This is a genomic window from Streptomyces sp. SD15, assembly GCF_054462255.1.
In genome coordinates this window covers 237,959-258,606 of record NZ_JBTLMO010000002.1, presented here as the reverse complement: position 1 = coordinate 258,606, position 20,648 = coordinate 237,959, and the positions used below count along the sequence as shown (strand labels likewise).

General features: G+C 68.3%; 22 protein-coding genes. 20 read left to right on the top strand and 2 right to left on the bottom strand.

Translation table 11 applies throughout. The features are described 5' to 3' along the window. Window positions 1-25 precede the first annotated feature (25 nt). The 3 genes from ACX28W_RS03155 (at window position 26) to ACX28W_RS03145 (ending at window position 3,409) form a co-directional block, all read left to right on the top strand. A complete protein-coding gene (locus ACX28W_RS03155; protein WP_458997191.1) occupies window positions 26-1,597 on the top strand; it encodes a site-2 protease family protein in 1,572 nt (523 codons plus the stop codon). Between the two features lie 133 nt (window positions 1,598-1,730). Beyond that, a complete protein-coding gene (locus ACX28W_RS03150; RefSeq protein WP_458997190.1) occupies window positions 1,731-2,633 on the top strand; it encodes a tRNA (adenine-N1)-methyltransferase in 903 nt (300 codons plus the stop codon). 200 nt (window positions 2,634-2,833) lie between these two features. Beyond that, a complete protein-coding gene (locus tag ACX28W_RS03145) occupies window positions 2,834-3,409 on the top strand; it encodes a hypothetical protein (RefSeq protein WP_458997189.1) in 576 nt (191 codons plus the stop codon). A gap of 48 nt (window positions 3,410-3,457) precedes the next feature. On the opposite strand, the gene ACX28W_RS03140 is transcribed toward ACX28W_RS03145, so the two are convergent. Next, window positions 3,458-3,763, bottom strand: a complete 306-nt coding sequence (locus ACX28W_RS03140; protein WP_362070923.1) for a ferredoxin — start codon at window positions 3,761-3,763, stop codon at window positions 3,458-3,460. Window positions 3,764-4,016: 253 nt separating this feature from the next. On the opposite strand from ACX28W_RS03140, the gene arc reads away from it, so the two are divergent. The 6 genes from arc to prcA all read left to right on the top strand — a co-directional run bounded on the left by arc (window position 4,017) and on the right by prcA (window position 10,010). Further along, window positions 4,017-5,783, top strand: coding sequence for a proteasome ATPase (gene arc / locus ACX28W_RS03135; RefSeq protein ID WP_362070921.1), 1,767 nt, complete (start codon window positions 4,017-4,019; stop codon window positions 5,781-5,783). 234 nt (window positions 5,784-6,017) lie between these two features. Next, a complete protein-coding gene (dop, locus tag ACX28W_RS03130; RefSeq protein WP_362070919.1) occupies window positions 6,018-7,529 on the top strand; it encodes a depupylase/deamidase Dop in 1,512 nt (503 codons plus the stop codon). A 155-nt stretch (window positions 7,530-7,684) separates the two neighbouring features. After that, complete coding sequence (locus ACX28W_RS03125; protein ID WP_016325855.1) at window positions 7,685-7,903, top strand: ubiquitin-like protein Pup; 219 nt, start codon at window positions 7,685-7,687, stop codon at window positions 7,901-7,903. Window positions 7,904-8,039: 136 nt separating this feature from the next. Then, on the top strand, window positions 8,040-8,408 hold the full coding sequence (locus tag ACX28W_RS03120) for an endonuclease VII domain-containing protein (protein WP_458997188.1): 369 nt from the start codon (window positions 8,040-8,042) through the stop codon (window positions 8,406-8,408). After that, window positions 8,360-9,205, top strand: coding sequence for a proteasome subunit beta (gene prcB / locus ACX28W_RS03115; RefSeq protein ID WP_458997187.1), 846 nt, complete (start codon window positions 8,360-8,362; stop codon window positions 9,203-9,205). The genes ACX28W_RS03120 and prcB overlap by 49 nt, the downstream gene beginning before the upstream one ends. A gap of 58 nt (window positions 9,206-9,263) precedes the next feature. Next, the gene (gene prcA, locus ACX28W_RS03110; protein ID WP_362070912.1) at window positions 9,264-10,010 is read left to right on the top strand and encodes a proteasome subunit alpha; all 747 of its coding nucleotides are present in this window, start codon (window positions 9,264-9,266) and stop codon (window positions 10,008-10,010) included. A 94-nt stretch (window positions 10,011-10,104) separates the two neighbouring features. Here prcA and ACX28W_RS03105 read toward each other — a convergent pair whose 3' ends face one another. Continuing rightward, window positions 10,105-11,118, bottom strand: a complete 1,014-nt coding sequence (locus tag ACX28W_RS03105) for a LacI family DNA-binding transcriptional regulator (RefSeq protein ID WP_458997186.1) — start codon at window positions 11,116-11,118, stop codon at window positions 10,105-10,107. 119 nt (window positions 11,119-11,237) lie between these two features. Here ACX28W_RS03105 and ACX28W_RS03100 point away from each other — a divergent pair, with 119 nt between their 5' ends. From ACX28W_RS03100 to ACX28W_RS03050, 11 genes are all read left to right on the top strand, one after another. Beyond that, a complete protein-coding gene (locus ACX28W_RS03100) occupies window positions 11,238-12,497 on the top strand; it encodes an MFS transporter (RefSeq protein WP_458997185.1) in 1,260 nt (419 codons plus the stop codon). A 9-nt stretch (window positions 12,498-12,506) separates the two neighbouring features. Beyond that, window positions 12,507-13,868, top strand: a complete 1,362-nt coding sequence (pafA, locus tag ACX28W_RS03095) for a Pup--protein ligase (protein ID WP_059196529.1) — start codon at window positions 12,507-12,509, stop codon at window positions 13,866-13,868. 128 nt (window positions 13,869-13,996) lie between these two features. Beyond that, the gene (locus tag ACX28W_RS03090) at window positions 13,997-15,001 is read left to right on the top strand and encodes an FKBP-type peptidyl-prolyl cis-trans isomerase (RefSeq protein ID WP_458997184.1); all 1,005 of its coding nucleotides are present in this window, start codon (window positions 13,997-13,999) and stop codon (window positions 14,999-15,001) included. A 69-nt stretch (window positions 15,002-15,070) separates the two neighbouring features. After that, entirely contained in the window at window positions 15,071-15,442 is a 372-nt protein-coding gene (locus ACX28W_RS03085) for an FKBP-type peptidyl-prolyl cis-trans isomerase (protein WP_362070903.1), read from the top strand. Window positions 15,443-15,623: 181 nt separating this feature from the next. Beyond that, entirely contained in the window at window positions 15,624-16,577 is a 954-nt protein-coding gene (locus ACX28W_RS03080) for a helix-turn-helix transcriptional regulator (protein WP_458997183.1), read from the top strand. Window positions 16,578-16,592: 15 nt separating this feature from the next. Then, complete coding sequence (locus ACX28W_RS03075; RefSeq protein ID WP_458997182.1) at window positions 16,593-17,633, top strand: helix-turn-helix transcriptional regulator; 1,041 nt, start codon at window positions 16,593-16,595, stop codon at window positions 17,631-17,633. 11 nt (window positions 17,634-17,644) lie between these two features. Continuing rightward, a complete protein-coding gene (locus tag ACX28W_RS03070; protein ID WP_458997181.1) occupies window positions 17,645-17,971 on the top strand; it encodes a hypothetical protein in 327 nt (108 codons plus the stop codon). A gap of 10 nt (window positions 17,972-17,981) precedes the next feature. After that, complete coding sequence (locus tag ACX28W_RS03065; protein WP_458997180.1) at window positions 17,982-18,176, top strand: hypothetical protein; 195 nt, start codon at window positions 17,982-17,984, stop codon at window positions 18,174-18,176. Window positions 18,177-18,435: 259 nt separating this feature from the next. Continuing rightward, window positions 18,436-18,720 (top strand): Sec-independent protein translocase subunit TatA, encoded by a 285-nt coding sequence (gene tatA, locus ACX28W_RS03060; protein WP_458997179.1) that lies wholly within the window; start codon window positions 18,436-18,438, stop codon window positions 18,718-18,720. A 47-nt stretch (window positions 18,721-18,767) separates the two neighbouring features. Beyond that, a complete protein-coding gene (tatC, locus tag ACX28W_RS03055) occupies window positions 18,768-19,718 on the top strand; it encodes a twin-arginine translocase subunit TatC (RefSeq protein WP_458997178.1) in 951 nt (316 codons plus the stop codon). Between the two features lie 30 nt (window positions 19,719-19,748). Next, a complete protein-coding gene (locus ACX28W_RS03050; protein WP_458997177.1) occupies window positions 19,749-20,639 on the top strand; it encodes a diacylglycerol kinase in 891 nt (296 codons plus the stop codon). The last annotated feature ends 9 nt before the right edge of the window (window positions 20,640-20,648 follow it).

Sequence of the window (20,648 nt, the reverse complement as noted above, 5' to 3'; positions counted from 1 at the left end):
GGGACGCTTCGAACGAGGGGACATCGTGGACGAGAGCGGCGGGAGCGGGCAGCCGCGGTCCGGCACCGACGAAGCGACCGAGCGCCACGGGGAGCCACAGGTCCCCCCGACCTCGGCCGCGGACACCACGCGCCCCGGACCGGAGCGGGACGAGCGCCCCACCGGGCCGACGCCCACCGAACCGGGCGAACCCGGCCGCGAATCCGACCCCGCCTCAGGCGCGAACAGCGCACCCACAGACACCACGGGCGAGGCCGAGACCCGCGACGGATCCTTGGACGAGGCCCAGAAACACCCCGGCCCCTCGACCGACAGCACCCCCGAACCCGTACCGACGCCTCCCCCGGCGGACCGGCCGACCCCCGTCGACCCCGCCCCGTACCCCCGCACCCTCGCCCGGTCCGGCACCCGCCCCGGCAAGGGGCAGCCCCCGCGGCGCGGCCGGGAACCCGGCGGCGGTCTGCTGATGGGGCGACCGTTCGGCGTGCCCGTCTACGTGGCCCCCAGCTGGTTCCTCGTGGCAGCCCTGATCACCTGGGTGTTCGGCGGCCAGATCGACCGCGTACTGCCCGAACTCGGCGCCCTGCGCTACCTCGTCTCCCTCTTCTTCGCGGTCGCCTTCTACGCCTCCGTCCTGGTCCACGAACTGGCCCACACGGTCGCCGCCCTGCGCTTCAAACTGCCGGTACGCCGGATCCAGCTGCAGTTCTTCGGTGGGGTCTCGGAGATCGAGAAGGAGTCGGACACCCCCGGCCGGGAGTTCGTCCTGGCCTTCGTCGGCCCCCTGCTCTCCCTCGTCCTCTCCGGCGTCTTCTACCTCGCCATGCAGGCCGTCGAGCGCGACACGGTCCCCGGCGTCCTCCTGGCCGGCCTGATGATCTCCAACCTGATCGTGGCCGCCTTCAACCTGCTTCCCGGCCTGCCCCTCGATGGCGGCCGCATGCTCCGCGCCGTCGTCTGGAAGATCACCGGCAAGCCGATGAGCGGCACCGTCGCCGCCGCCTGGGTCGGCCGCGCCCTCGCCGTCTCCGTACTGATCGGACTGCCCCTGCTCACCCAGTCCGGAGCACTCGGCGAAACCCAGGACACCATGGGCGGCATGGACACCGTCACCGACGCCCTGCTCGCCGCGATCCTCGCCGCGATCATCTGGACCGGCGCCGGCAACAGCCTCCGCATGGCTCGACTGCGCGAACACCTGCCCGAACTGCGGGCCCGCGCACTCACCCGGCGCGCGGTCCCCGTCGAGACCAACACCCCGCTCTCCGAAGCCCTGCGCCGCGCCAACGACGCCGGAGCCCGCGCCCTCGTCGTCGTCGACGCCCACGGCGAACCCCTCTCCCTCGTCCGTGAGGCCGCCATCGTCGGCGTACCGGAGCACCGCCGCCCCTGGGTCGCCGTCAGCGGCCTCGCCCAGGACCTCACCGACGGCATGCGCGTCTCCGCCGAACTCGCCGGCGAAGACCTCCTCGACGCCCTCCGCGCCTCCCCCGCCACCGAATACCTGGTGGTGGAGGACTCCGGCGAGATCTACGGAGTCCTGTCGGCGGCAGACGTGGAGCGAGCGTTCGTGAAAGCAATGGCCAGGCCCTCCTGAGCGCCCCGTCACGGACGCAGGGGCTGTGCCTGTGCGGCTCCCCGCGTGGGCGCGGCCGGCCACGCATCACCCGCAACGGCCGCACCCACATCCCATGGTCGGCGCCCCGCGTAGGGACCGGTAGGCTGGTCACATGTCCGAACCGACCGGTGCCGCCCGCAGGCGCGGGCCCTTCAAGGTCGGGGACCAGGTTCAGCTGACCGACCCCAAGGGCCGCCACTACACGTTCACGCTCGAGGCCGGGAAGAACTTCCACACCCACAAGGGTTCCTTCCCGCACGACGAGCTGATCGGTGCTCCCGAGGGCAGCGTTGTCCGCACCACGGGGAACGTCGCCTATCTCGCGCTGCGCCCCCTGCTCCCCGACTACGTCCTGTCCATGCCCCGCGGCGCCGCCGTGGTCTACCCCAAGGACGCGGGGCAGATCCTGGCCTTCGCCGACATCTTCCCCGGCGCACGCGTCGTGGAAGCGGGCGTCGGCTCCGGCTCGCTCAGCAGCTTCCTGCTGCGCGCCATCGGCGACCAGGGCATGCTGCACTCCTACGAGCGCCGCGAGGACTTCGCGGAGATCGCCCAGCAGAACGTGGAGCGCTACTTCGGCGGACCGCACCCGGCCTGGCAGCTCACCGTCGGCGACCTCCAGGACAACCTGAGCGACACCGACGTCGACCGTGTCATCCTCGACATGCTCGCCCCCTGGGAGTGCCTCGAGGCCGTCTCCAAGGCGCTCGTCCCCGGCGGCATCCTGTGCTGCTACGTCGCCACCACCACCCAGCTCGCCCGGACCGTCGAGTCCATCCGCGAGATCGGCTCCTTCAACGAGCCGACCGCCTGGGAATCGATGATCCGCAACTGGCACATCGAGGGCCTGGCCGTCCGCCCCGACCACCGGATGATCGGCCACACCGGCTTCCTCCTCACCGCTCGCCGCCTCGCGGACGGCGTCGAGCCGCCCATGCGCCGCCGCCGCCCCGCCAAGGGCGCGTACGGCGACGACTACGCGGGCCCGAACGCCGACGGCGGCTCAGGCCGCTGACCTGACCCGCGGCACCCGCCGCCGACGTACCCAACGCACCACCGCTGTGGCCGAGTTCCCGGGACCCTCCCGGAACTCGGCCACAGCGCTTTTCCGTTGACACACCGCCAGAAGTGCGGACCCCGCCGTTCCGCCCCACTGTGACGTGTGGCACCATGCTGGCCACCCCACCGCCACAGCCCTCCCAGGAGACGCTCCTAGTGCAGCAATCCGTCGTCCCGGAACTGGCACACACGCACACCCGCCCCATCCACTGGCTCGCCACAGCCACCGCCCTGGCCGCGGTCGTCGCCCTCTCCTCGGTCCTGCAACCCGGATCGGCGACCGCCGCCCAGTCAGGCCCCGAGGCGAAGCCCGCCCCAGCCACGACAACGCCCCCGGACCCCACCGGCGTCACGTTCCCGATCGAATGCGGGCCGACCAAGGCCATCGTCCAGAAGAAGGCCTCCGGAGACCTCGACGGCGACGGTAACCCGGAGACGGTGGCCGTGGTCCGCTGCGACGCCGGCTCGGGCACCCCACCCAACGGCGTTTACGTCCTCACCCAGGCCTCCGGCGCGAAGAAACCACGCGTCGTGGCCACCCTGGTCGACCCCAAGGACCGCCTCACCGTCACGGACTTCACGGTACGTGACGGCACCATCACGGCGACCCTGCTCGGCTACTCCTCGTCCGATGTACCGAGTTGCTGCCCGGACGTGAAGGACCACGCCAAGTGGCAGTGGAAGAACGACGCGTTCATCCGCTCGACACCGTCCGGCGCCCAGAGCGTATGAGAGGCATGTGAGAAAAGAGACAAGTCGTCACGTGGAGTGCCCGCAAGGTCACTCCGCGTCGGGACCGTAGACCTCGACGCTGTCCGAAACCCGACGTACGTGAATGCAGTCACCCGGGCACTCCTTCGCGGAGTCGGCGACATCACGCAGAAGCGTCAGCGGTACGGGCGTTGTCGCACCCGGGGCCTGCAGCAACTCGTCATCGGGGCTCTTCACGTAGGCCAGACCGTCGATGTCCAGCTCGAAGACCTCCGGTGCGTACTGGGCGCAGATCCCGTCACCGGTACAGAGATCCTGGTCAATCCAGACCTCGAGCGCCTCGCCGTCGGTTCCGGCCTCCTGCTGCACGGTCATTTCTCCTGCCATTTCCTGCGTCGAGCGATCCGAGGACTGGGGAATCGGGCCAGCTCTGACGGGTGTTGAACACTTCGACCCTACCTCCGCCCGCTTCCCAATCATGTTCGGTGGGTATTCCCCTGGCGTGAGGGAGAGCGCAAGGGTGAAGATCGGACACGCCCCTACAGTCTTTGTGATCTAGGGGTTTCAATCGACACCCACCCAGGTAGGGTCTGGAAGCGTCCAGCTCCCCTTGGAGGAGGTGAGGACCGTGGCAGCCCACGACGACGACATGAACCGCGGCATCCGCCCGGGACGAGGGTCCGATGACCCTGCCGGGCAGGTTGCCTACCTTGAGCAGGAGATCGCCGTCCTGCGACGCAAGCTCGCCGACTCTCCGCGGCACACGAGGATTCTCGAAGAGCGGATCGTCGAGCTGCAGACCAACCTGGCCGGCGTGTCCGCACAGAACGAGCGGCTCGCCAACACGCTCCGTGAGGCCCGCGACCAGATCGTGGCCCTCAAGGAAGAAGTCGACCGGCTCGCACAGCCACCGGCAGGCTTCGGTGTCTTCCTCGTGGCGAACGAGGACGGCACGGCCGACATCTTCACCGGGGGCCGCAAGCTCCGGGTGAACGTCAGCCCCAGCGTCGAGCTCGAAGAGCTCAGGCGCGGCCAGGAAGTGATGCTCAACGAAGCCCTCAACGTGGTCGAGGCCATGGAGTACGAGAGCGTCGGCGACATCGTCACCCTCAAGGAAATCCTCGAGGACGGCGAACGCGCCCTCGTGCAGGGGCACACCGATGAGGAACGGGTGGTACGGCTCGCCGAGCCGCTGCTGGACGTCATCATCCGCCCCGGCGACGCCCTGCTTCTCGAACCCCGTTCCGGCTATGTCTACGAAGTTGTCCCGAAGAGCGAGGTCGAGGAACTCGTCCTCGAAGAGGTCCCGGACATCGGCTACGAGCAGATCGGCGGCCTGGGAAACCAGATCGAACTGATCCGCGACGCGGTCGAGCTCCCCTACCTCTACCCCGACCTCTTCAAGGAGCACGAACTGCGGCCGCCCAAGGGCGTCCTGCTGTACGGGCCCCCCGGATGCGGAAAGACGCTCATCGCCAAGGCCGTCGCCAACTCGCTGGCCAAGAAGGTCGCCGAAGTCACCGGCCAAGCCACCGGCAAGAGCTTCTTCCTCAACATCAAGGGCCCCGAGCTCCTCAACAAGTACGTCGGCGAGACCGAGCGGCAGATCCGCCTCGTCTTCCAGCGTGCTCGTGAGAAGGCCAGCGAGGGCACCCCCGTCATCGTCTTCTTCGACGAGATGGAATCCCTCTTCCGCACCCGTGGATCAGGCGTCAGCTCGGACGTGGAGAACACCATCGTCCCCCAGCTGCTCGCCGAGATCGACGGCGTGGAAGGCCTGGAGAACGTGGTCGTGATCGGCGCCTCCAACCGCGAGGACATGATCGACCCCGCGATCCTGCGCCCCGGACGCCTCGATGTGAAGATCAAGATCGAGCGCCCGGACGCCGAGGCAGCCAAGGACATCTTCGCCAAGTACCTCACCCAACGCCTCCCGCTGCACTCCGACGACCTCGGAGAACACGGCGGGGACCGCGCGGCCACCGTCCACGGCATGATCCAGACCGCCGTGGAACAGATGTACGCCGAGTCCGAGGAAAACCGCTTCCTCGAGGTCACCTACGCCAACGGCGACAAGGAAGTCCTCTACTTCAAGGACTTCAATTCCGGCGCCATGATCGAAAACATCGTGGGCCGCGCCAAGAAGGCAGCGATCAAGGCCTTCCTCGAACAGAACCAGAAGGGCCTACGGGTCTCCCACCTCCTCCAGGCATGCGTGGACGAGTTCAAGGAGAACGAGGACCTGCCCAACACCACCAACCCGGACGACTGGGCCCGGATCTCCGGAAAGAAGGGCGAACGGATCGTTTACATCCGTACGCTCGTCACCGGAAAGCAGGGCGCGGACACCGGACGCTCCATCGACACGGTGGCGAACACCGGTCAGTACCTGTAAAAGACGGGGCGGCTGCGGGTGCCCACCACGGGTGCCCGCAGCCGACTGTTTTCCGCGTCACGGCTGGAGCAGAGCAATGACGCAAATGATCTCCCCACCAGCGCAAAGGCGTTCTAGGCTCTTTCGTACCGCCGAGTCGCGCGTTGCGGGGACGGGCACCGCACACGCACCGGAGCACCAGCGGTACTTGAGCAGCGTCCCCGACCGAGGGCGCCGCCGGGCAAGGAGGGCCGCATGACCGTACGGCGAGTAATGGGCATCGAGACGGAGTACGGGATCTCCGTCCCCGGCCACCCCAACGCCAATGCCATGCTCACCTCGTCCCAGATCGTCAACGCCTACGCGGCGGCGATGCACCGGGCGCGCCGCGCCCGCTGGGACTTCGAGGAGGAGAACCCGCTGCGGGACGCGCGAGGTTTCGACCTCGCACGCGAGGCCGCCGACTCCAGCCAGCTCACCGACGAGGACATCGGCCTCGCCAATGTCATCCTCACCAACGGCGCACGGCTGTACGTGGACCACGCACACCCCGAATACAGCGCCCCCGAAGTCACCAACCCGCTGGACGCCGTCCTGTGGGACAAGGCCGGCGAGCGCATCATGGCGGAGGCCGCGGAACGCGCGGCCCAGCTCCCCGGCGCCCAGCCGATCCACCTCTACAAGAACAACACCGACAACAAGGGCGCCTCCTACGGCACGCACGAGAACTACCTGATGAAGCGGGAGACCCCCTTCTCGGACATCGTGCGCCACCTCACGCCGTTCTTCGTGTCCCGTCAGGTCGTCACCGGAGCGGGCCGCGTCGGTATCGGCCAGGACGGCCACGAACACGGCTTCCAGCTCAGCCAGCGCGCCGACTACTTCGAGGTCGAGGTGGGCCTCGAGACCACCCTGAAGCGCCCCATCATCAACACGCGTGACGAGCCGCACGCGGACGCCGAGAAGTACCGCCGCCTGCACGTGATCATCGGCGACGCGAACCTGTCGGAGATCTCGACCTATCTGAAGCTGGGCACCACGGCTCTGGTCCTGTCCATGATCGAGGACGGCTTCATCGCGGTGGATCTCGCCGTCGACCAGCCCGTACGCACCCTCCACCAGGTCTCGCACGACCCCACCCTGAAGCGACTTGTCACGCTCCGTAGTGGCCGCACACTCACCGCGGTCCAGCTTCAGATGGAGTACTTCGAGCTGTCGCGCAAGTATGTGGAGGAGCGCTTCGGGGCCGACGCGGACGACCAGACCAAGGACGTCCTGCTCCGCTGGGAGGACACCCTCAACCGCCTCGAGAACGACCCGATGAGCCTCTCGGGCGAGCTCGACTGGGTCGCCAAGCGGGAGCTCATGGAGGGCTACCGCCGCCGCGACAGCCTCGACTGGGACGCCGCCCGGCTGCACCTGGTCGACCTCCAGTACGCCGACGTGCGTGCCGAGAAGGGCCTCTACAACCGTCTCGCGGCGCGCGGCAAGATGAAGCGGCTCCTGGACGAGCAGGACGTCGAGCGGGCCCGCACGAAGCCGCCGGAGGATACGCGTGCGTACTTCCGTGGACGCTGTCTCGAACAGTACGCGGACGACGTCGCGGCGGCCTCCTGGGACTCGGTGATCTTCGATCTGCCGGGCCGGGACTCGCTCCAGCGCGTCCCAACCCTCGAGCCGCTTCGCGGAACGCGTAATCACGTCAAGGAGCTCCTCGACCGCTGCCGCACCGCAGAAGACCTGGTCAGGGTCCTGTCGGGCAACTGAACGGCCCCGCGAGCCCACAGGGTCGATCGGGGTGGAAAGACGCGACGTCCGGGAATCATCGAGGTGGCTCCCGGACGTTGTAGCAACTGCGGGGCCGATGTCGGACCCTGCTTGTAGGGTCTGATCAAGAACGTCGAACCGAGCGGGGTGAGGGTATGGCGACCAAGGACACCGGCGGCGGACAGCAGAAGGCGACGCGTTCCACCGAGGAGGTCGAGGAGCAGGCGCAAGACGCACAGGCTTCGGAAGACCTCAAGGAGCGCCAGGAGAAGCTGAGCGACGACGTCGACTCGGTTCTGGACGAGATTGACGATGTCCTCGAGGAGAATGCAGAGGATTTCGTTCGCTCATTCGTTCAAAAGGGTGGACAGTAAAGGTCGAGGTCCACTTTTGCCTTCGAAGTGAAGGTGTGGGGTGGGTGAGTGATCGAGCGGGGGCAGCTGAAGCGCTGTGTGCGGTGCGGCGAGAGCAAGCCGCACGCAGCCTTCTCCCGTAAGCGGACGAACCTCGATGGTTTGCAACGCCATTGCCGGGATTGCGCAACCGACTGTCACTGCAGGAAGCAGGAGCAAGGTCTGCAGAGCGGCGGCGGCGCCTGCGGCTCACCTGTGGCGCAAGTACGGCATGACCGCCGAACGTGACGAGATGATCGCCTCTCAAAAGGGGCTCTGTGCGATCTGCTTGAAAGCCCCGGCAGTCCAGGTGGATCACTGCCACGAGACGGGTAGGGTCCGTGGCGTACTGTGCTTCAACTGCAATTCCGGCCTCGGACTGTTGAGGGACGACCCCGAAGCGGCGTACCGAGCTGCCGATTACCTGGAAGGAAACGCGTGGAAGCCAACACTCGTAGCACCGGGCGTCTACCGGCTGCCTTCCTGACGCCTGGGTCGTCGTCCTTCATGGACTTCCTGGCCGACCATCAGCCGGAGATGCTCCCGGGCAAGCGGCAGCTGCCGCCCGTCCAGGGCGTGATCGAGGCCCCGCACGGCACGACCATCGTCGCCGCCACGTTCCCCGGCGGTGTGGTCCTCGCCGGTGACCGGCGGGCCACCATGGGCAACGTCATCGCGCAGCGGGACATCGAGAAGGTGTTCCCGGCGGACGAGTACTCGGCCGTCGGTATCGCCGGCACCGCGGGTCTCGCCGTCGAGATGGTGAAGCTGTTCCAGCTGGAGCTGGAGCATTTCGAGAAGGTCGAGGGCACCACGCTCTCCCTGGAGGGCAAGGCCAACCGCCTCTCCACGATGATCCGTTCGAACCTCGGCATGGCTCTGCAGGGCCTCGCCGTCGTCCCCCTCTTCGCGGGCTACGACGTGGACCGCGAGAAGGGCCGCATCTTCTCCTACGACGTCACAGGCGGCCGTTCCGAGGAGCACGGCTTCGCGGCCACCGGTTCCGGCTCGCTGTTCGCGCGCAGCGCCATGAAGAAGCTGTACGACAAGGACCTGACCGAGGAGCAGGCTACGACGCTCGTCATCCAGGCCCTGTACGACGCGGCCGACGACGACTCGGCGACCGGTGGTCCCGATGTCGCCCGCCGGATCTATCCGATCGTCACCGTGATCACCGATGAGGGATTCCGTCGTCTCACCGACGACGAGTCCTCCGAGATCGCCCGCTCGATCCTGGAGCGGCGCATGGAGCAGCCCGACGGCCCGCGGGCCGCGCTGCTCTGAGCCCGGCTCTTTTTACCAAGGTGACCCAGTGACTTCGACGGAAAGGGATGGATAACCGGTGTCGACGCCGTTCTATGTTTCACCCCAGCAGGCCATGGCGGACCGGGCGGAGTACGCCCGTAAGGGCATCGCTCGCGGTCGCAGCCTCGTCGTGCTGCAGTACGCCGACGGCATCGTGTTCGTCGGCGAGAACCCGTCCCGCGCGCTGCACAAGTTCAGCGAGATCTATGACCGGATCGGTTTCGCGGCCGCCGGTAAGTACAACGAATACGAGAATCTGCGGATCGGTGGTGTGCGGTATGCCGATCTGCGTGGTTACACCTATGACCGTGATGACGTGACCGCCCGCGGTCTCGCCAATGTGTACGCCCAGACACTGGGTACGATTTTTTCCTCCGCGGCCGAGAAGCCGTACGAGGTGGAGTTGGTCGTCGCCGAGGTGGGGGAGACCCCCGAGGGTGATCAGATCTATCGGCTTCCGCATGACGGTTCGATCGTGGACGAGCACGGTTCGGTCGCGGTCGGCGGTAATGCGGAGCAGATCAGCACCTATCTGGATCAGCGCCACGAGGACGGCATGAGCCTCGCCGAGGCGCTCAAGCTGGCCGTGCAGTCCCTGTCGCGGGAGCCGAACGGCGGCGAGCGGGAGATTCCCGCGGAGCGTCTGGAGGTCGCCATCCTGGACCGGACGCGTCCGCAGCAGCGTAAGTTCAAGCGGATCGTCGGCCGTCAGCTGGCTCGTCTGCTGGAGGCGGACGGTGCGTCGACCGCCACGGAGGCCGAGGACGCCGAAGACGAGGAGTGACCCTCGTTTCCACCCCGCTCCACCCCGCCCATCGCGTGCCCCGGCCTGTATCGGCCGGGGCACGCGGCGTTTCCGGGGGCCTGTGGGGCTGCGGTCAGGCTCTTGGTGCCGCCGTGGAGCCTCGTACGACGAGCTGGACCGGGATGTCGCCCGCGGGGGGTGTGCGGCCGTCCAGGACGGCCAGGAGGGCTTCCATGCCGCGTTCGCCGAAGAGTTCGGCGTCGAGGCGGACGGTGGTGAGCTCGGGGTCGATGGCGCGGGCCAGGGCCAGGTCGTCGAGACCGGTGATCGAGATGTCGTCGGGGATGCGCAGGCCCAGGCGGCGGGCCGCCTTGTAGGCGCCGGCGGCGAGTTTGTCGTCGTCGCAGACGAGTGCGGTGGGGCGGGGGCCGGGGGCGGCGAGGGCGGTTGCCGCGGCGGTGAGGGCGTCGTCGATGGTGATCGGGGCGCGGGTGGTGCGCAGCTCGGTGCCGGGGACCTGGCCGAGGCGTGCGGTGAGTTCTCGGGCGCGTACCTCGAACGTCCAGGAGGGGATGTCGGCCGCCAGGTGGAGGAAGCGGCGGTGTCCCAGGGTCAGCAGGTGGTCGGCCACCTGTCGGGCGCCGTCGGCGATGTCCAGGTTGACCGTGGCGGCGCCGAGGCTGCCTTCCGGGTCGCTGTCGAGCATCACGAGGGGCAGTTGGTCGCCGCGGATGGCGGTGAGGGCGTCGGCGGCCATGGAGGAGGCGATGACGCCGTCCAGTGCGGCCTGTGCGGAGCCGAAGGGGTCGCGGGCGGGGCCGATGCCTTCGGGGGAGGGGTAGAGGACGACGCCGAAGCCGTGTGCGGAGGCGACGCGGGCCGCGCCGGTGTAGACGCCGGCGAAGAACTCGGTGGTGAGGGCGGGGACGACGAGGAGGACGGTGCGGGTGCGGCCCAGGCGTAGGTTGCGGGCGGCGAGGTTCGGGCGGTAGCCGAGCTCCTGGGCGGCTTCGCGGACGCGGCCGGCCGTGGTCTCGGAGACCCGGCCGCGCCACTTCTCGCCCAGGACAAGGGAGACGGCGGCCTGGGAGACCCCGGCGGCCTGGGCGACGTCACGGCTTGTGGGGCGGGTGCTACCTCGTGCCACCGTGGGCCTGCTCTTTCGTCTGGACTCGCGGACTGGGCACATGGTACGTATGACGCGGGACGTTATACGTAAAACCTGAGGCTGGGCCGTCTCGGGTACTCGGCGGAGAAGGTGGCGGCATGGTCGCGGGATACCTGGAGATCCTCAGGGCGAAGCACGCCGCTCGGCTGCTCACCGGCACCCTCATAGGGCGGTTGCCGAACGCGACCGCCGCCATCGCCGTGGTGCTCTTCATTCGCGCGGAGGGTGGCACGTACAGCCTGGCCGGTGCGCTCGCCGCCGTGTACGGGGTGGCCAATGCCGTGGGGCAGCCGCTGCTCGGGCGCCTCGTGGATCTCTACGGGCAGCCGCGCGTCCAACTCCCCGCCGCCCTGGTCTCCGCCCTCGGCATGGCGGTCTTCGCGTGCTCGGGCACGGACCCGCTGCCGTTGGCGTATCTCTCCATGGCCGTCGCCGGGCTCTTCACGCCACCCCTGGAGGGTGGCCTGCGTGCCCTGTGGCCCGCTGTCCTGCGCGGGGAGGGGCAGGTGCACACGGCGTACGCGATGGACGCGGTGGCGCAGGAAGTGATGTTCACCGTGGGGCCGTTGCTCGTGACGTTGTGCGTGTCGCTCTGGTCGGCCCAGGCCGCGCTGCTCGTCCTGAACGTCATCGGTCTCCTGGGTGCCCTCTGGGTGGTCGTCTCGCCGCCCTCGCGCGCGTGGCGCTCGGCACCGCGCGAGGCGCACTGGCTCGGCGCGTTGCGCTCCCCGGGACTGCTGGCCCTGTTGGGTGCGTTCCTGTTTGTCGGTATCGCGCTCGGGTCCATCACCGTCGCCGGAGTGTCGTACGCCGACGGTCACGGCGGGGACGCGGTGTACGGCTGGCTGATGGCGGCGCTGGGGCTCGGCGCCCTCGTCGGCGGTACCGCGTACGGGGCGCGGCAGTGGACGGACGCCCCGGAGCGGCGGCTGCGCGTGCTCGTCGCGCTTTTGGCGGTGTGTTATCTCCCGCTCCTGCTGCTGCCGGACGCGGTCGCCATGACGGCGCTCTCGGCGCTCGCCGGGGTCTTCCTGGCGCCGTGTATCGCCTGCGCTTTCATCATTGTGGACCGGCATGCGCCGAGGGGCACGGTCACCGAGGCGTTCTCCTGGCTTGTGACGACGTTCACCGTGGGAGCGTCGGTGGGAACGGGCCTGGCGGGCCCGGTCGTCGAGTCGGGTGGGACGGTGTGGGGGTTCGCCGTACCGGGTGCCGCGGGGGCCGCAGCGCTGGTGGTTCTGCTGGCCACGGGGCGGGTCCTCGCAGCTACCGGGGAGGGTGCGGTAGTTGCGGTCTCATCGGAAAATGATCCAAACCGTGCTGTCGAACCCCGTTTCAGCTCGGGGGATCGGGCGTAATGTTCAGTCATGGACCGCCGCATTTTCGGGCTGGAGAACGAGTACGGCGTCACGTGTACGTTCAGGGGACAGCGCCGCCTGTCTCCCGACGAGGTGGCGCGGTACCTCTTCCGCCGTGTCGTGTCATGGGGCCGCAGCAGCAATGTCTTTCTGCGGAACGGTGCCCGCCTCTATCTCGACGTGGGATCACATCCGGAATACGCGACACCCGAATGTGACAACGTGACGGAGCTCGTCACCCACGACAAGGCCGGCGAGCGCATTCTCGAAGGACTCCTGGTGGACGCCGAACGACGCCTGCACGAGGAAGGAATCGCGGGCGACGTCTACCTGTTCAAGAACAACACGGACTCTGCGGGCAACTCCTACGGGTGTCACGAGAACTATCTGGTGGCCCGGCACGGGGAGTTCTCCCGACTCGCGGACATTCTCATTCCGTTCCTCGTCACGAGGCAGCTGCTGTGCGGCGCGGGCAAGGTGCTGCAGACTCCGCGCGGCGCCGTGTACTGCGTCAGCCAGCGTGCCGAGCACATCTGGGAGGGCGTCAGCTCCGCGACGACGCGCTCCCGGCCCATCATCAACACGCGCGACGAACCGCACGCCGACGCCGAGCGCTACCGCCGGCTGCATGTCATCGTCGGCGACTCGAACATGTCCGAGACGACCATGCTGCTCAAGGTCGGCGCCACCGATCTGGTGCTGCGCATGATCGAGGCGGGCACGGTGATGCGTGACCTCACCCTGGAGAACCCGATCCGGGCGATCCGCGAGGTCAGCCACGACATCACGGGCCGTCGCAAGGTGCGGCTGGCCAGTGGCCGGGAGGCCTCCGCGCTGGAAGTGCAGCGTGAGTACTACGAGAAGGCTGTGGACTTCTGCGAGCGTCGCGGCATCCGCACCGGTACCGTCGAGCAGGTGCTCGAGCTGTGGGGTCGTACCCTCGACGCGATCGAGGCCGAGGACCTCGACCGGATCGGCACCGAGATCGACTGGGTGATGAAGTACAAGCTCATCGAGCGGTACCGCGCCAAGCACAATATGACGATGTCGCACCCGCGGGTCGCGCAGATAGACCTCGCGTACCACGACATTCACCGTCGTCGTGGCCTGTACTACCTGTTGGAGAGGAAGGGGCAAGCCGCCCGGATCTGCAACGACTTGAAGATCTTCGAGGGCAAGTCCGTGCCGCCGCAGACCACTCGGGCGCGGCTGCGTGGCGACTTCATCCGGCGTGCTCAGGAGCAGCGTCGTGATTTCACCGTCGACTGGGTTCATCTCAAGCTGAATGACCAGGCACAGCGCACCGTGTTGTGCAAGGACCCGTTCCGTTCCGTCGATGACCGGGTGGAGAAGCTGATCGCCGGAATGTGAGTTTCACGCGTCCGGTGGGTTCCGGAACGCAACGCGGGGCGTCGTACGTTTCTCGTACGGCGCCCTTCTCACGTCGTAGAGTTGCGCGCACGCCATCAACCAAGATCAATCGATACGAGGCCCCCACCGTGCGCCGACGCTCCCTCCTTATCGCCGTTCCCGCTGGACTGGTCACACTCGCCGGATGCGGTGACGACAAGTCGGGCAAGGCCGAGTCCAGCGGCAGCCCGTCGGCCTCGGCCGCGGCCTCCGCCTCGTCGGCCCCGCCGCCGAAGATCGTCGACGGTCCGCTGCCGGCCATCACCGCCGGGACGAAGTTCGACGAGAAGCCGACGGTGGCCAAGGGCAGTGGCGACCCGTCGAAGGATCTGGCGGTCAAGACGGTCATCGCGGGCGGCGGCAGGACGGTCGCGGAGAACGATTACATCCAGGCCAACTACCTGGGTCAGATCTGGTCCTCCGGGAAGGTCTTCGACAACTCCTACGACCGGAAGACGCCGCTGGTCATCCAGCTCGCCCAGGGTGGCATCATCGACGGCTGGCGCTATGCGCTGGTGGGCAAGAAGGTCGACAGCCGGGTCCAGATGGCCGTTCCGCCGACCTGGGGTTATGGCACGTCGGGCAATACGCAGGCGGGCATCAAGGGCACCGACACGCTGGTGTTCGTCGTCGACATCCAGGACACCTTCAACGCGAAGAGCTCCGCCAAGGGCAAGACCGTCGCGCAGGGCGACGCGGACCTCCCGAAGGTCGGTACCAACACCGATGGCGAGGCCCCCTCGATCGAGGTACCGAAGACGGACGCCCCGACGGAGCTCGTGGCGACCTACGTCATCGAGGGTGACGGTGACGAGGTGGCGGCGGACAGCAGCGTCCTGGTGCAGTACAAGGGTGTGCTCTGGGACGGTGGCAAGGAGTTCGACTCGACGTACAGCAGGGACGCGCTGACGTCGTTCTCGCTCCAGCAGGTCGTCAAGGGCTGGGCGCAGGGTCTGACCGGGAAGAAGGTCGGCAGCCGCGTCCTCATCGTGATCCCGCCGTCCCTGGGTTATGGCGACAGCCCGCCGAGTGGCGGCGACATCAAGAAGGACTCCACGCTGGTCTTCTCGGTCGACATCCTGGCGAAGATGTAACCGCTACGGGGATGTGAGACTGTCGGTGTTGCCTGAAGGCCTTTACGCGAACAAGCAGGAGCTAGAGACGTGAGCATCGAGAAGCCCGAGATCGACTTCCCGGGCGGCGAGCCCCCGGCGGACCTCGAGATCAAGGACATCTGGGAGGGCGACGGCGCGGTTGCCAAGGCCGGCGACTTCGTCAAGGTCCACTACGTGGGCGTGGCCTTCTCCACCGGCGAGGAGTTCGACGCCTCTTGGAACCGTGGCACCCCGCTGGAGTTCCAGCTCGGCGTCGGCCAGGTCATCAGCGGCTGGGACAAGGGCGTGCAGGGCATGAAGGTCGGCGGCCGCCGCCAGCTGATCATCCCGGCGCACCTCGCGTACGGCGACCGTGGTGCCGGTGGCCGGATCGGGCCCGGTGAGACGCTGATCTTCGTCTGCGACCTGGTCGCGGTCTGATCATCACGTAGATCGGATGTCGGTCCGACTTCGGTCCGATCTTCGTCCGCAGTGTGATCGGGATCCGGCTGGACCTGATCATCTGGGGCCCATGCCTGTTCGGGCATGGGCCCTCGGCTTTTGCCACGACACTCCGGAGCGGTACGGTCATCGGTCGGGAGCACCATAGGGAAGGGCGTCAATGGCCATTGCCAAGGCCGAGCGGTTGATGAACCTTGCGCTGTGTCTGCTGGGGACCCGGCGGCCGCTCAGCAAGCGCGAGTTGCGCGAGTCCATCGAGGCCTATCTGGAAGCAGGCTCGGACGACTCCTTCAACCGGATGTTCGAGCGCGACAAGGACGATCTGCGCGAACTCGGCCTGGTCATCGAGACGGTCGAGAACCTGGACGGCGAGGTCGGCTATCTCGCCCGCCGTGACAGCAACCGGCTGCCGCCCATCACCCTCGACGCCGAGGAGGCCGCCGCCCTCGGCCTCGCCGCCAAGGTCTGGCAGCAGGCCCGCCTCGCGGGTGCGGCGAGCGGCGCCCTGCAGAAACTGCGCGCCGCGGGGCTGCCCGAGGACGTGGACCCGTACGAGGCCCATGGCGCCCTGGAACCGCACATTCCCGTGCACGAGGCGGCTTTCGAGCCGCTGATGCTCGCCTGCCGTGACCGCCGCCCCGTCGTCTTCGACTACCGGAAGGCGACGGCCGCGCGCCCCGAGACCCGCCATGTCGAGCCGTGGGCGCTGGAGTGCTGGCGCGGCCACTGGTATCTCGCGGGCTGGGACCGCGACCGCGGCGCCGAGCGCGTCTTCAGGCTCTCGCGGATCACCGGCAAGGTCCGGGCTCGCGCGGGGCGGTACACGGCCGAGGTGCCCGACGTGGTCACGGTGCGTGAGACGGTCGCGAGCTGGGCGGGGGAGATCGCCGACCGCTCCGCGCGGATCCGGCTGCGTACCGGCTCGGGCTACCCGCTGCGGGCCAAGGCCGTCTCCGTACGGGAACTGGGTGGCGGCTGGGACGAGTTGGAGATTCCGTACGGGCATGGTCTGGACGCCTGGCTGGTGGAGTTCGGGCCCGACGTGGTGGTCCTGGAGCCCGCCGAGCTGCGGGCCGATGTCGTGGACCGGCTGCGCGCCGTGGCCAAGGGCTGAGGGGGACGTAGGAGAGTGGCAGGAAAACCGGCCAGACCCACGAACGCGATCGACCAGACACGGCGGATGCTGTCCCTGGTGACCTATCTGCGCGAGCGCCCCGGCGCGCGCGTCGGTGATGTCGCGCGGGCCTTCGGGATCACCGAGGACGAGCTGATCTCCGACCTGGATGTGTTGCCGCTGTGCGGGACCAGCTTCCGCGGCGGCGATCTCCTCGACATCGACACCGACGGCGACCGTATCTGGTGGCACAACCCGGATGACGTCGCCGAGCCGCTGCGCATCGCCGCCGACGAGGCGACCGCGTTGCTGGTGGCCGCCCGTGCGGTGTCCACGCTGCCCGGGCTGCGCGAGGGTGACCGGCAGGCGCTGCTGCGCGCCACCGCCAAGGTGGAGGCCGCCTCGGGTGAGGCGGCGGGTGCCAGCTCGCGCCTTTCGGTGACCTTCGAGTCCGAGGGTGGGGTCTTCGCGGACGTCGACCGGGCGATCTCCGAGCGACGTCGGCTGTGGATCCGCTACTACTCGCCTTCACGGGACGAGCTCACCGAGCGCGAGATCGACCCGATCCGCCTGGTCAGCGTCGGACACACCTACGTGGAGGCATGGTGCCGCCGCTCCGAGGCGCGCCGCACCTTCCGGCTCGACCGGGTCGCCGAGATCCGCATCCTCGACGAGCCGTCCGCGCCGCCCGAGGTCGAGCTCCGGGATCTCTCCGAGGGCCTGGTGCAGCCCGCGGCCGAGGATCCCGAGGTGGTCGTCGAGGTCGGCCCGGGCGGGCGCTGGGTGGCGGAGTACTACCCGCACGACAGTGCGGATGAGCTTGCGGACGGTGGGCTGCGTATCACCTTGCGGACTCCCGACCCGGCGTCGCTGCGACGGCTGGCGCTGCGGCTGGGGCGCGACGGACGGATCGTGTCGCCGCAGGATCTGGCGGACAGTGCCCGCCGGGCGGCCCGCGAGGCGCTGGCCGCCTACGACGGACCCGAGTCGGTGGGCGACGACCGGCCCCAGGGAGTTCAGGGCGGACCGTACGACAGGCGGGAGCAGGGGCTTTGACCACGTCGGCGATGTCTGGTGCGTCGGAGAGGACTGGGGTGTCGGAGCGGGCGGGGGAGTCGTCGGGGGCGCCGGAGATGACGGTCGTGACCGCGTTCGCCGGGATGAGAAGGGTGGTCGAGGTGATGTTCAAGGCCGGCTGCCCCGACTGCCGGACCGACTTCGAGCTCAGGGCGAGTGCCCTACGGCTGGCCATCGGTGCGTCGAGCCGCACCACCTTCTACTTCTTCACCTGCCCCGAGTGCGGCTCGGCCGTCCGTAAGCCCGCGGGTGAGCGCATCGTCGAACTTCTCACCGGGGGCGGGGTGCGGACCTTGCGCCTGCACTCGACCGTCTAAGGTCGGCGTCATGTTCTGGCCGATGTTCGCGATCGCTGTGGGTTTCCTGGGAATTGCCGTCCTCGGCGTGCTCGCTGTCCGTGTGTTTGTGGAAGCGGAGCGTCTCGGCAGGCAGGTGACGGATTCCGCACGCCGTATCAACAGTGCGGCCGACGACCTGGAGCGGGCGGCCGTCGGGGCCGCGCGTTCTGTGGACTCCCTGTGACCTTTCCCGGATCCCGGTATGAGTCCTTCCAGGGTTGCGCAATGAGTCACTCGAGCCTGTCAACATCCCGGTTGGGCCAGGTACGCTTCTGATCGCGGTCCGGAGAACGAGGCGCGGGCCGCAAACCGGGAGTACGCACAGGGATTGTCCCGCGTTCACCCCTGAGCGTTACGATCGCTGTCAACACGACGGTCGGACACATGTCCGAGCGATCGGACAGCACCCCGCCCCAGCCGCCTCGGTGAGAAGGTAAAGAATTATGTTCGGAAGGCTCGGAGCTCCCGAGATCATTCTCATCCTCGTCGTCATCATCCTGCTGTTCGGCGCGAAGAAGCTTCCGGACATGGCGCGCTCGCTGGGCAAGTCCGCGCGCATCCTCAAGAGCGAGGCCAAGGCGATGAAGTCGGAGGGCCAGGACCCGGCCGCGGCCGGCCCGCCGAAGGCCGACGAGCAGACCCCGGCTCAGCGCACCATCCAGGCCGCGCCCGGCGATGTGACCAGCTCCCGCCCGGTCACCGAGCCGACGGACACGACCAAGCGCTGACGCAGGGCCGGAGGCTTCCGGCTCGCCGCACGAGATGAGGACGTGGGTTGCCGAAGTCTGCCCGCAGCAAGGAGAAGGATCCCGAGGGGCGGATGCCCCTGGCAGAGCATCTTCGTGAGCTCCGCAACCGGCTCGCGAAGGCGATGCTGGCCATCGTCTTGGTCACGATCGTCGCCGCCTTCTTCTACAACGACATCATCAACTTCTTCACCCAGCCGATCCTGGACTCGGTCGGTTGCGGGAAGAGCTTCGAGGAACTGACGAAGTCGTCTTCGTCGACCGAGCCCTGCGCACAGATCACGATCAACGGTCTGCTCACACCCTTCACGCTGGCGTTGAAGGTCTCCCTGATGGCCGGTGTCGTCCTCGCCTCGCCGGTCTGGCTCTACCAACTCTGGGCGTTCGTCGCGCCGGGGCTGCACAAGAGTGAGAAGAAGTACGCCTACGCGTTCGTCGCGTCCGGCGTTCCGCTCTTCCTCGGCGGTGCCTTCTTCGCCTACAAGGTGCTGCCGACCACCGCGAAGGTCCTGATCGAGTTCACCCCGTTCGGCGTGGACAACCTGCTGCCGCTGGACGACCTGCTCGACCTCGTCACCCGCATGGTGATCGTCTTCGGTCTCTCCTTCGAGCTGCCCCTGCTGCTGGTGATGCTCAACCTCACCGGGGTGATCGGCGGCAAGCGCATGCTCGGCTGGTGGCGCGGCATGATCATGGGCATCACGGTCTTCGCGGCCCTCGCCACGCCCAGCACCGACCCGTTGACCATGCTGGCGCTCGCCGGACCGATCTGGATCCTGTACTTCGCCGCGGTCGCCTTCTCGCTGCTCAACGACCGTCGCAGGCGGCGTCGCGAGGCCGAGGGCCCGGCCGACGACGAGGCTTCCGACCTCGACCTCACGCCCGAGAGCGTCGGTGAGGTCGAGACCGTGTCGGCGAGCCGGGCGCTGCCGGAGCAGGCGGGCGCGGACCGGGTCAACGGTTATGACGACGTGACCTGACGAAGCCCTCGATCTCGTAGGGTCAGGGCCGTGACCAGCGAGATCACCCTTTTCGTCAACCCCACCGCGGGACGCGGCCGGGGCGCCCACGCGGCGCAGCCGGCCGCTTTCGCTTTGCGGGCGGCGGGATTCTCCGTCCGTACGGTCCTCGGGGAGAACGCCGTAGACGCCCTCACGCGTGCGCGCGACGCGGTCGAGAGCGGAACGGGTGCCCTGATAGCCGTCGGCGGCGACGGCATGGCCAACCTGGCCCTGCAGGCCGTCGCCGGCACGCGCACCCCGCTCGGCCTGGTCGCTGTCGGCACCGGGAACGACTTCGCACGCGCTCTCGGACTGCCGGTGCGCGACCCGGCGGCCGCGGGCCGGTTGATCGCCGAGGCCCTCAAGGAGGCGCGGCTGCGTGACATCGACCTGGGCCGCGTGCACGGCACCTGGTTCGGCACCGTCCTCGCCTCCGGCTTCGACTCCCGGGTCAACGACCGCGGCAACCGCATGCGCTGGCCCAGCGGCCGCTTCAAGTACGACGTGGCGATGCTCGCCGAGCTGGCCGCCTTCAAGCCCGTCCCGTACCGGATCACCCTGGACGAGGGCGAGGTCCGGGAGATCGAGGCGACCCTCGTCGCCGTCGGTAACGGATCGTCGTACGGCGGAGGAATGAGGATCTGCGCCGACGCGGATCTGAGTGACGGACTGTTCGACATCACGGTCGTCGGCGAGTGCAGTCGTACGACGCTGCTCAAGGTGTTCCCGAAGGTCTACCGGGGCACTCACCTCGACCATCCCGTGGTCAGTGTGTACCGGGCGGCCAAGGTCGAGCTCGTGGCCGAGGCCGTCACGGGGTACGCGGACGGGGAGCCGCTCGGGCCGCTGCCGCTCACGGCGGAGTGTGTGCCGGGTGCGGTGCGGGTGGCGATTCCCTGAGCTGCGGGG

Excerpts from the sequence above, each read along its gene's own strand:
- pafA (WP_059196529.1), top strand. The coding sequence starts at position 12,507 with ATGGACCGCCGCATTTTCGGGCTGGAGAACGAGTACGGCGTCACGTGT.
- ACX28W_RS03150 (WP_458997190.1), top strand. The coding sequence starts at position 1,731 with ATGTCCGAACCGACCGGTGCCGCCCGCAGGCGCGGGCCCTTCAAGGTC.
- ACX28W_RS03065 (WP_458997180.1), top strand. The coding sequence starts at position 17,982 with ATGTTCTGGCCGATGTTCGCGATCGCTGTGGGTTTCCTGGGAATTGCC.
- ACX28W_RS03070 (WP_458997181.1), top strand. The coding sequence starts at position 17,645 with ATGTCTGGTGCGTCGGAGAGGACTGGGGTGTCGGAGCGGGCGGGGGAG.
- ACX28W_RS03100 (WP_458997185.1), top strand. The coding sequence starts at position 11,238 with ATGGTCGCGGGATACCTGGAGATCCTCAGGGCGAAGCACGCCGCTCGG.
- ACX28W_RS03140 (WP_362070923.1), bottom strand. The coding sequence starts at position 3,763 with ATGACCGTGCAGCAGGAGGCCGGAACCGACGGCGAGGCGCTCGAGGTC.
- dop (WP_362070919.1), top strand. The coding sequence starts at position 6,018 with ATGACCGTACGGCGAGTAATGGGCATCGAGACGGAGTACGGGATCTCC.
- ACX28W_RS03125 (WP_016325855.1), top strand. The coding sequence starts at position 7,685 with ATGGCGACCAAGGACACCGGCGGCGGACAGCAGAAGGCGACGCGTTCC.
- ACX28W_RS03120 (WP_458997188.1), top strand. The coding sequence starts at position 8,040 with ATGGTTTGCAACGCCATTGCCGGGATTGCGCAACCGACTGTCACTGCA.
- tatA (WP_458997179.1), top strand. The coding sequence starts at position 18,436 with ATGTTCGGAAGGCTCGGAGCTCCCGAGATCATTCTCATCCTCGTCGTC.
- ACX28W_RS03080 (WP_458997183.1), top strand. The coding sequence starts at position 15,624 with ATGGCCATTGCCAAGGCCGAGCGGTTGATGAACCTTGCGCTGTGTCTG.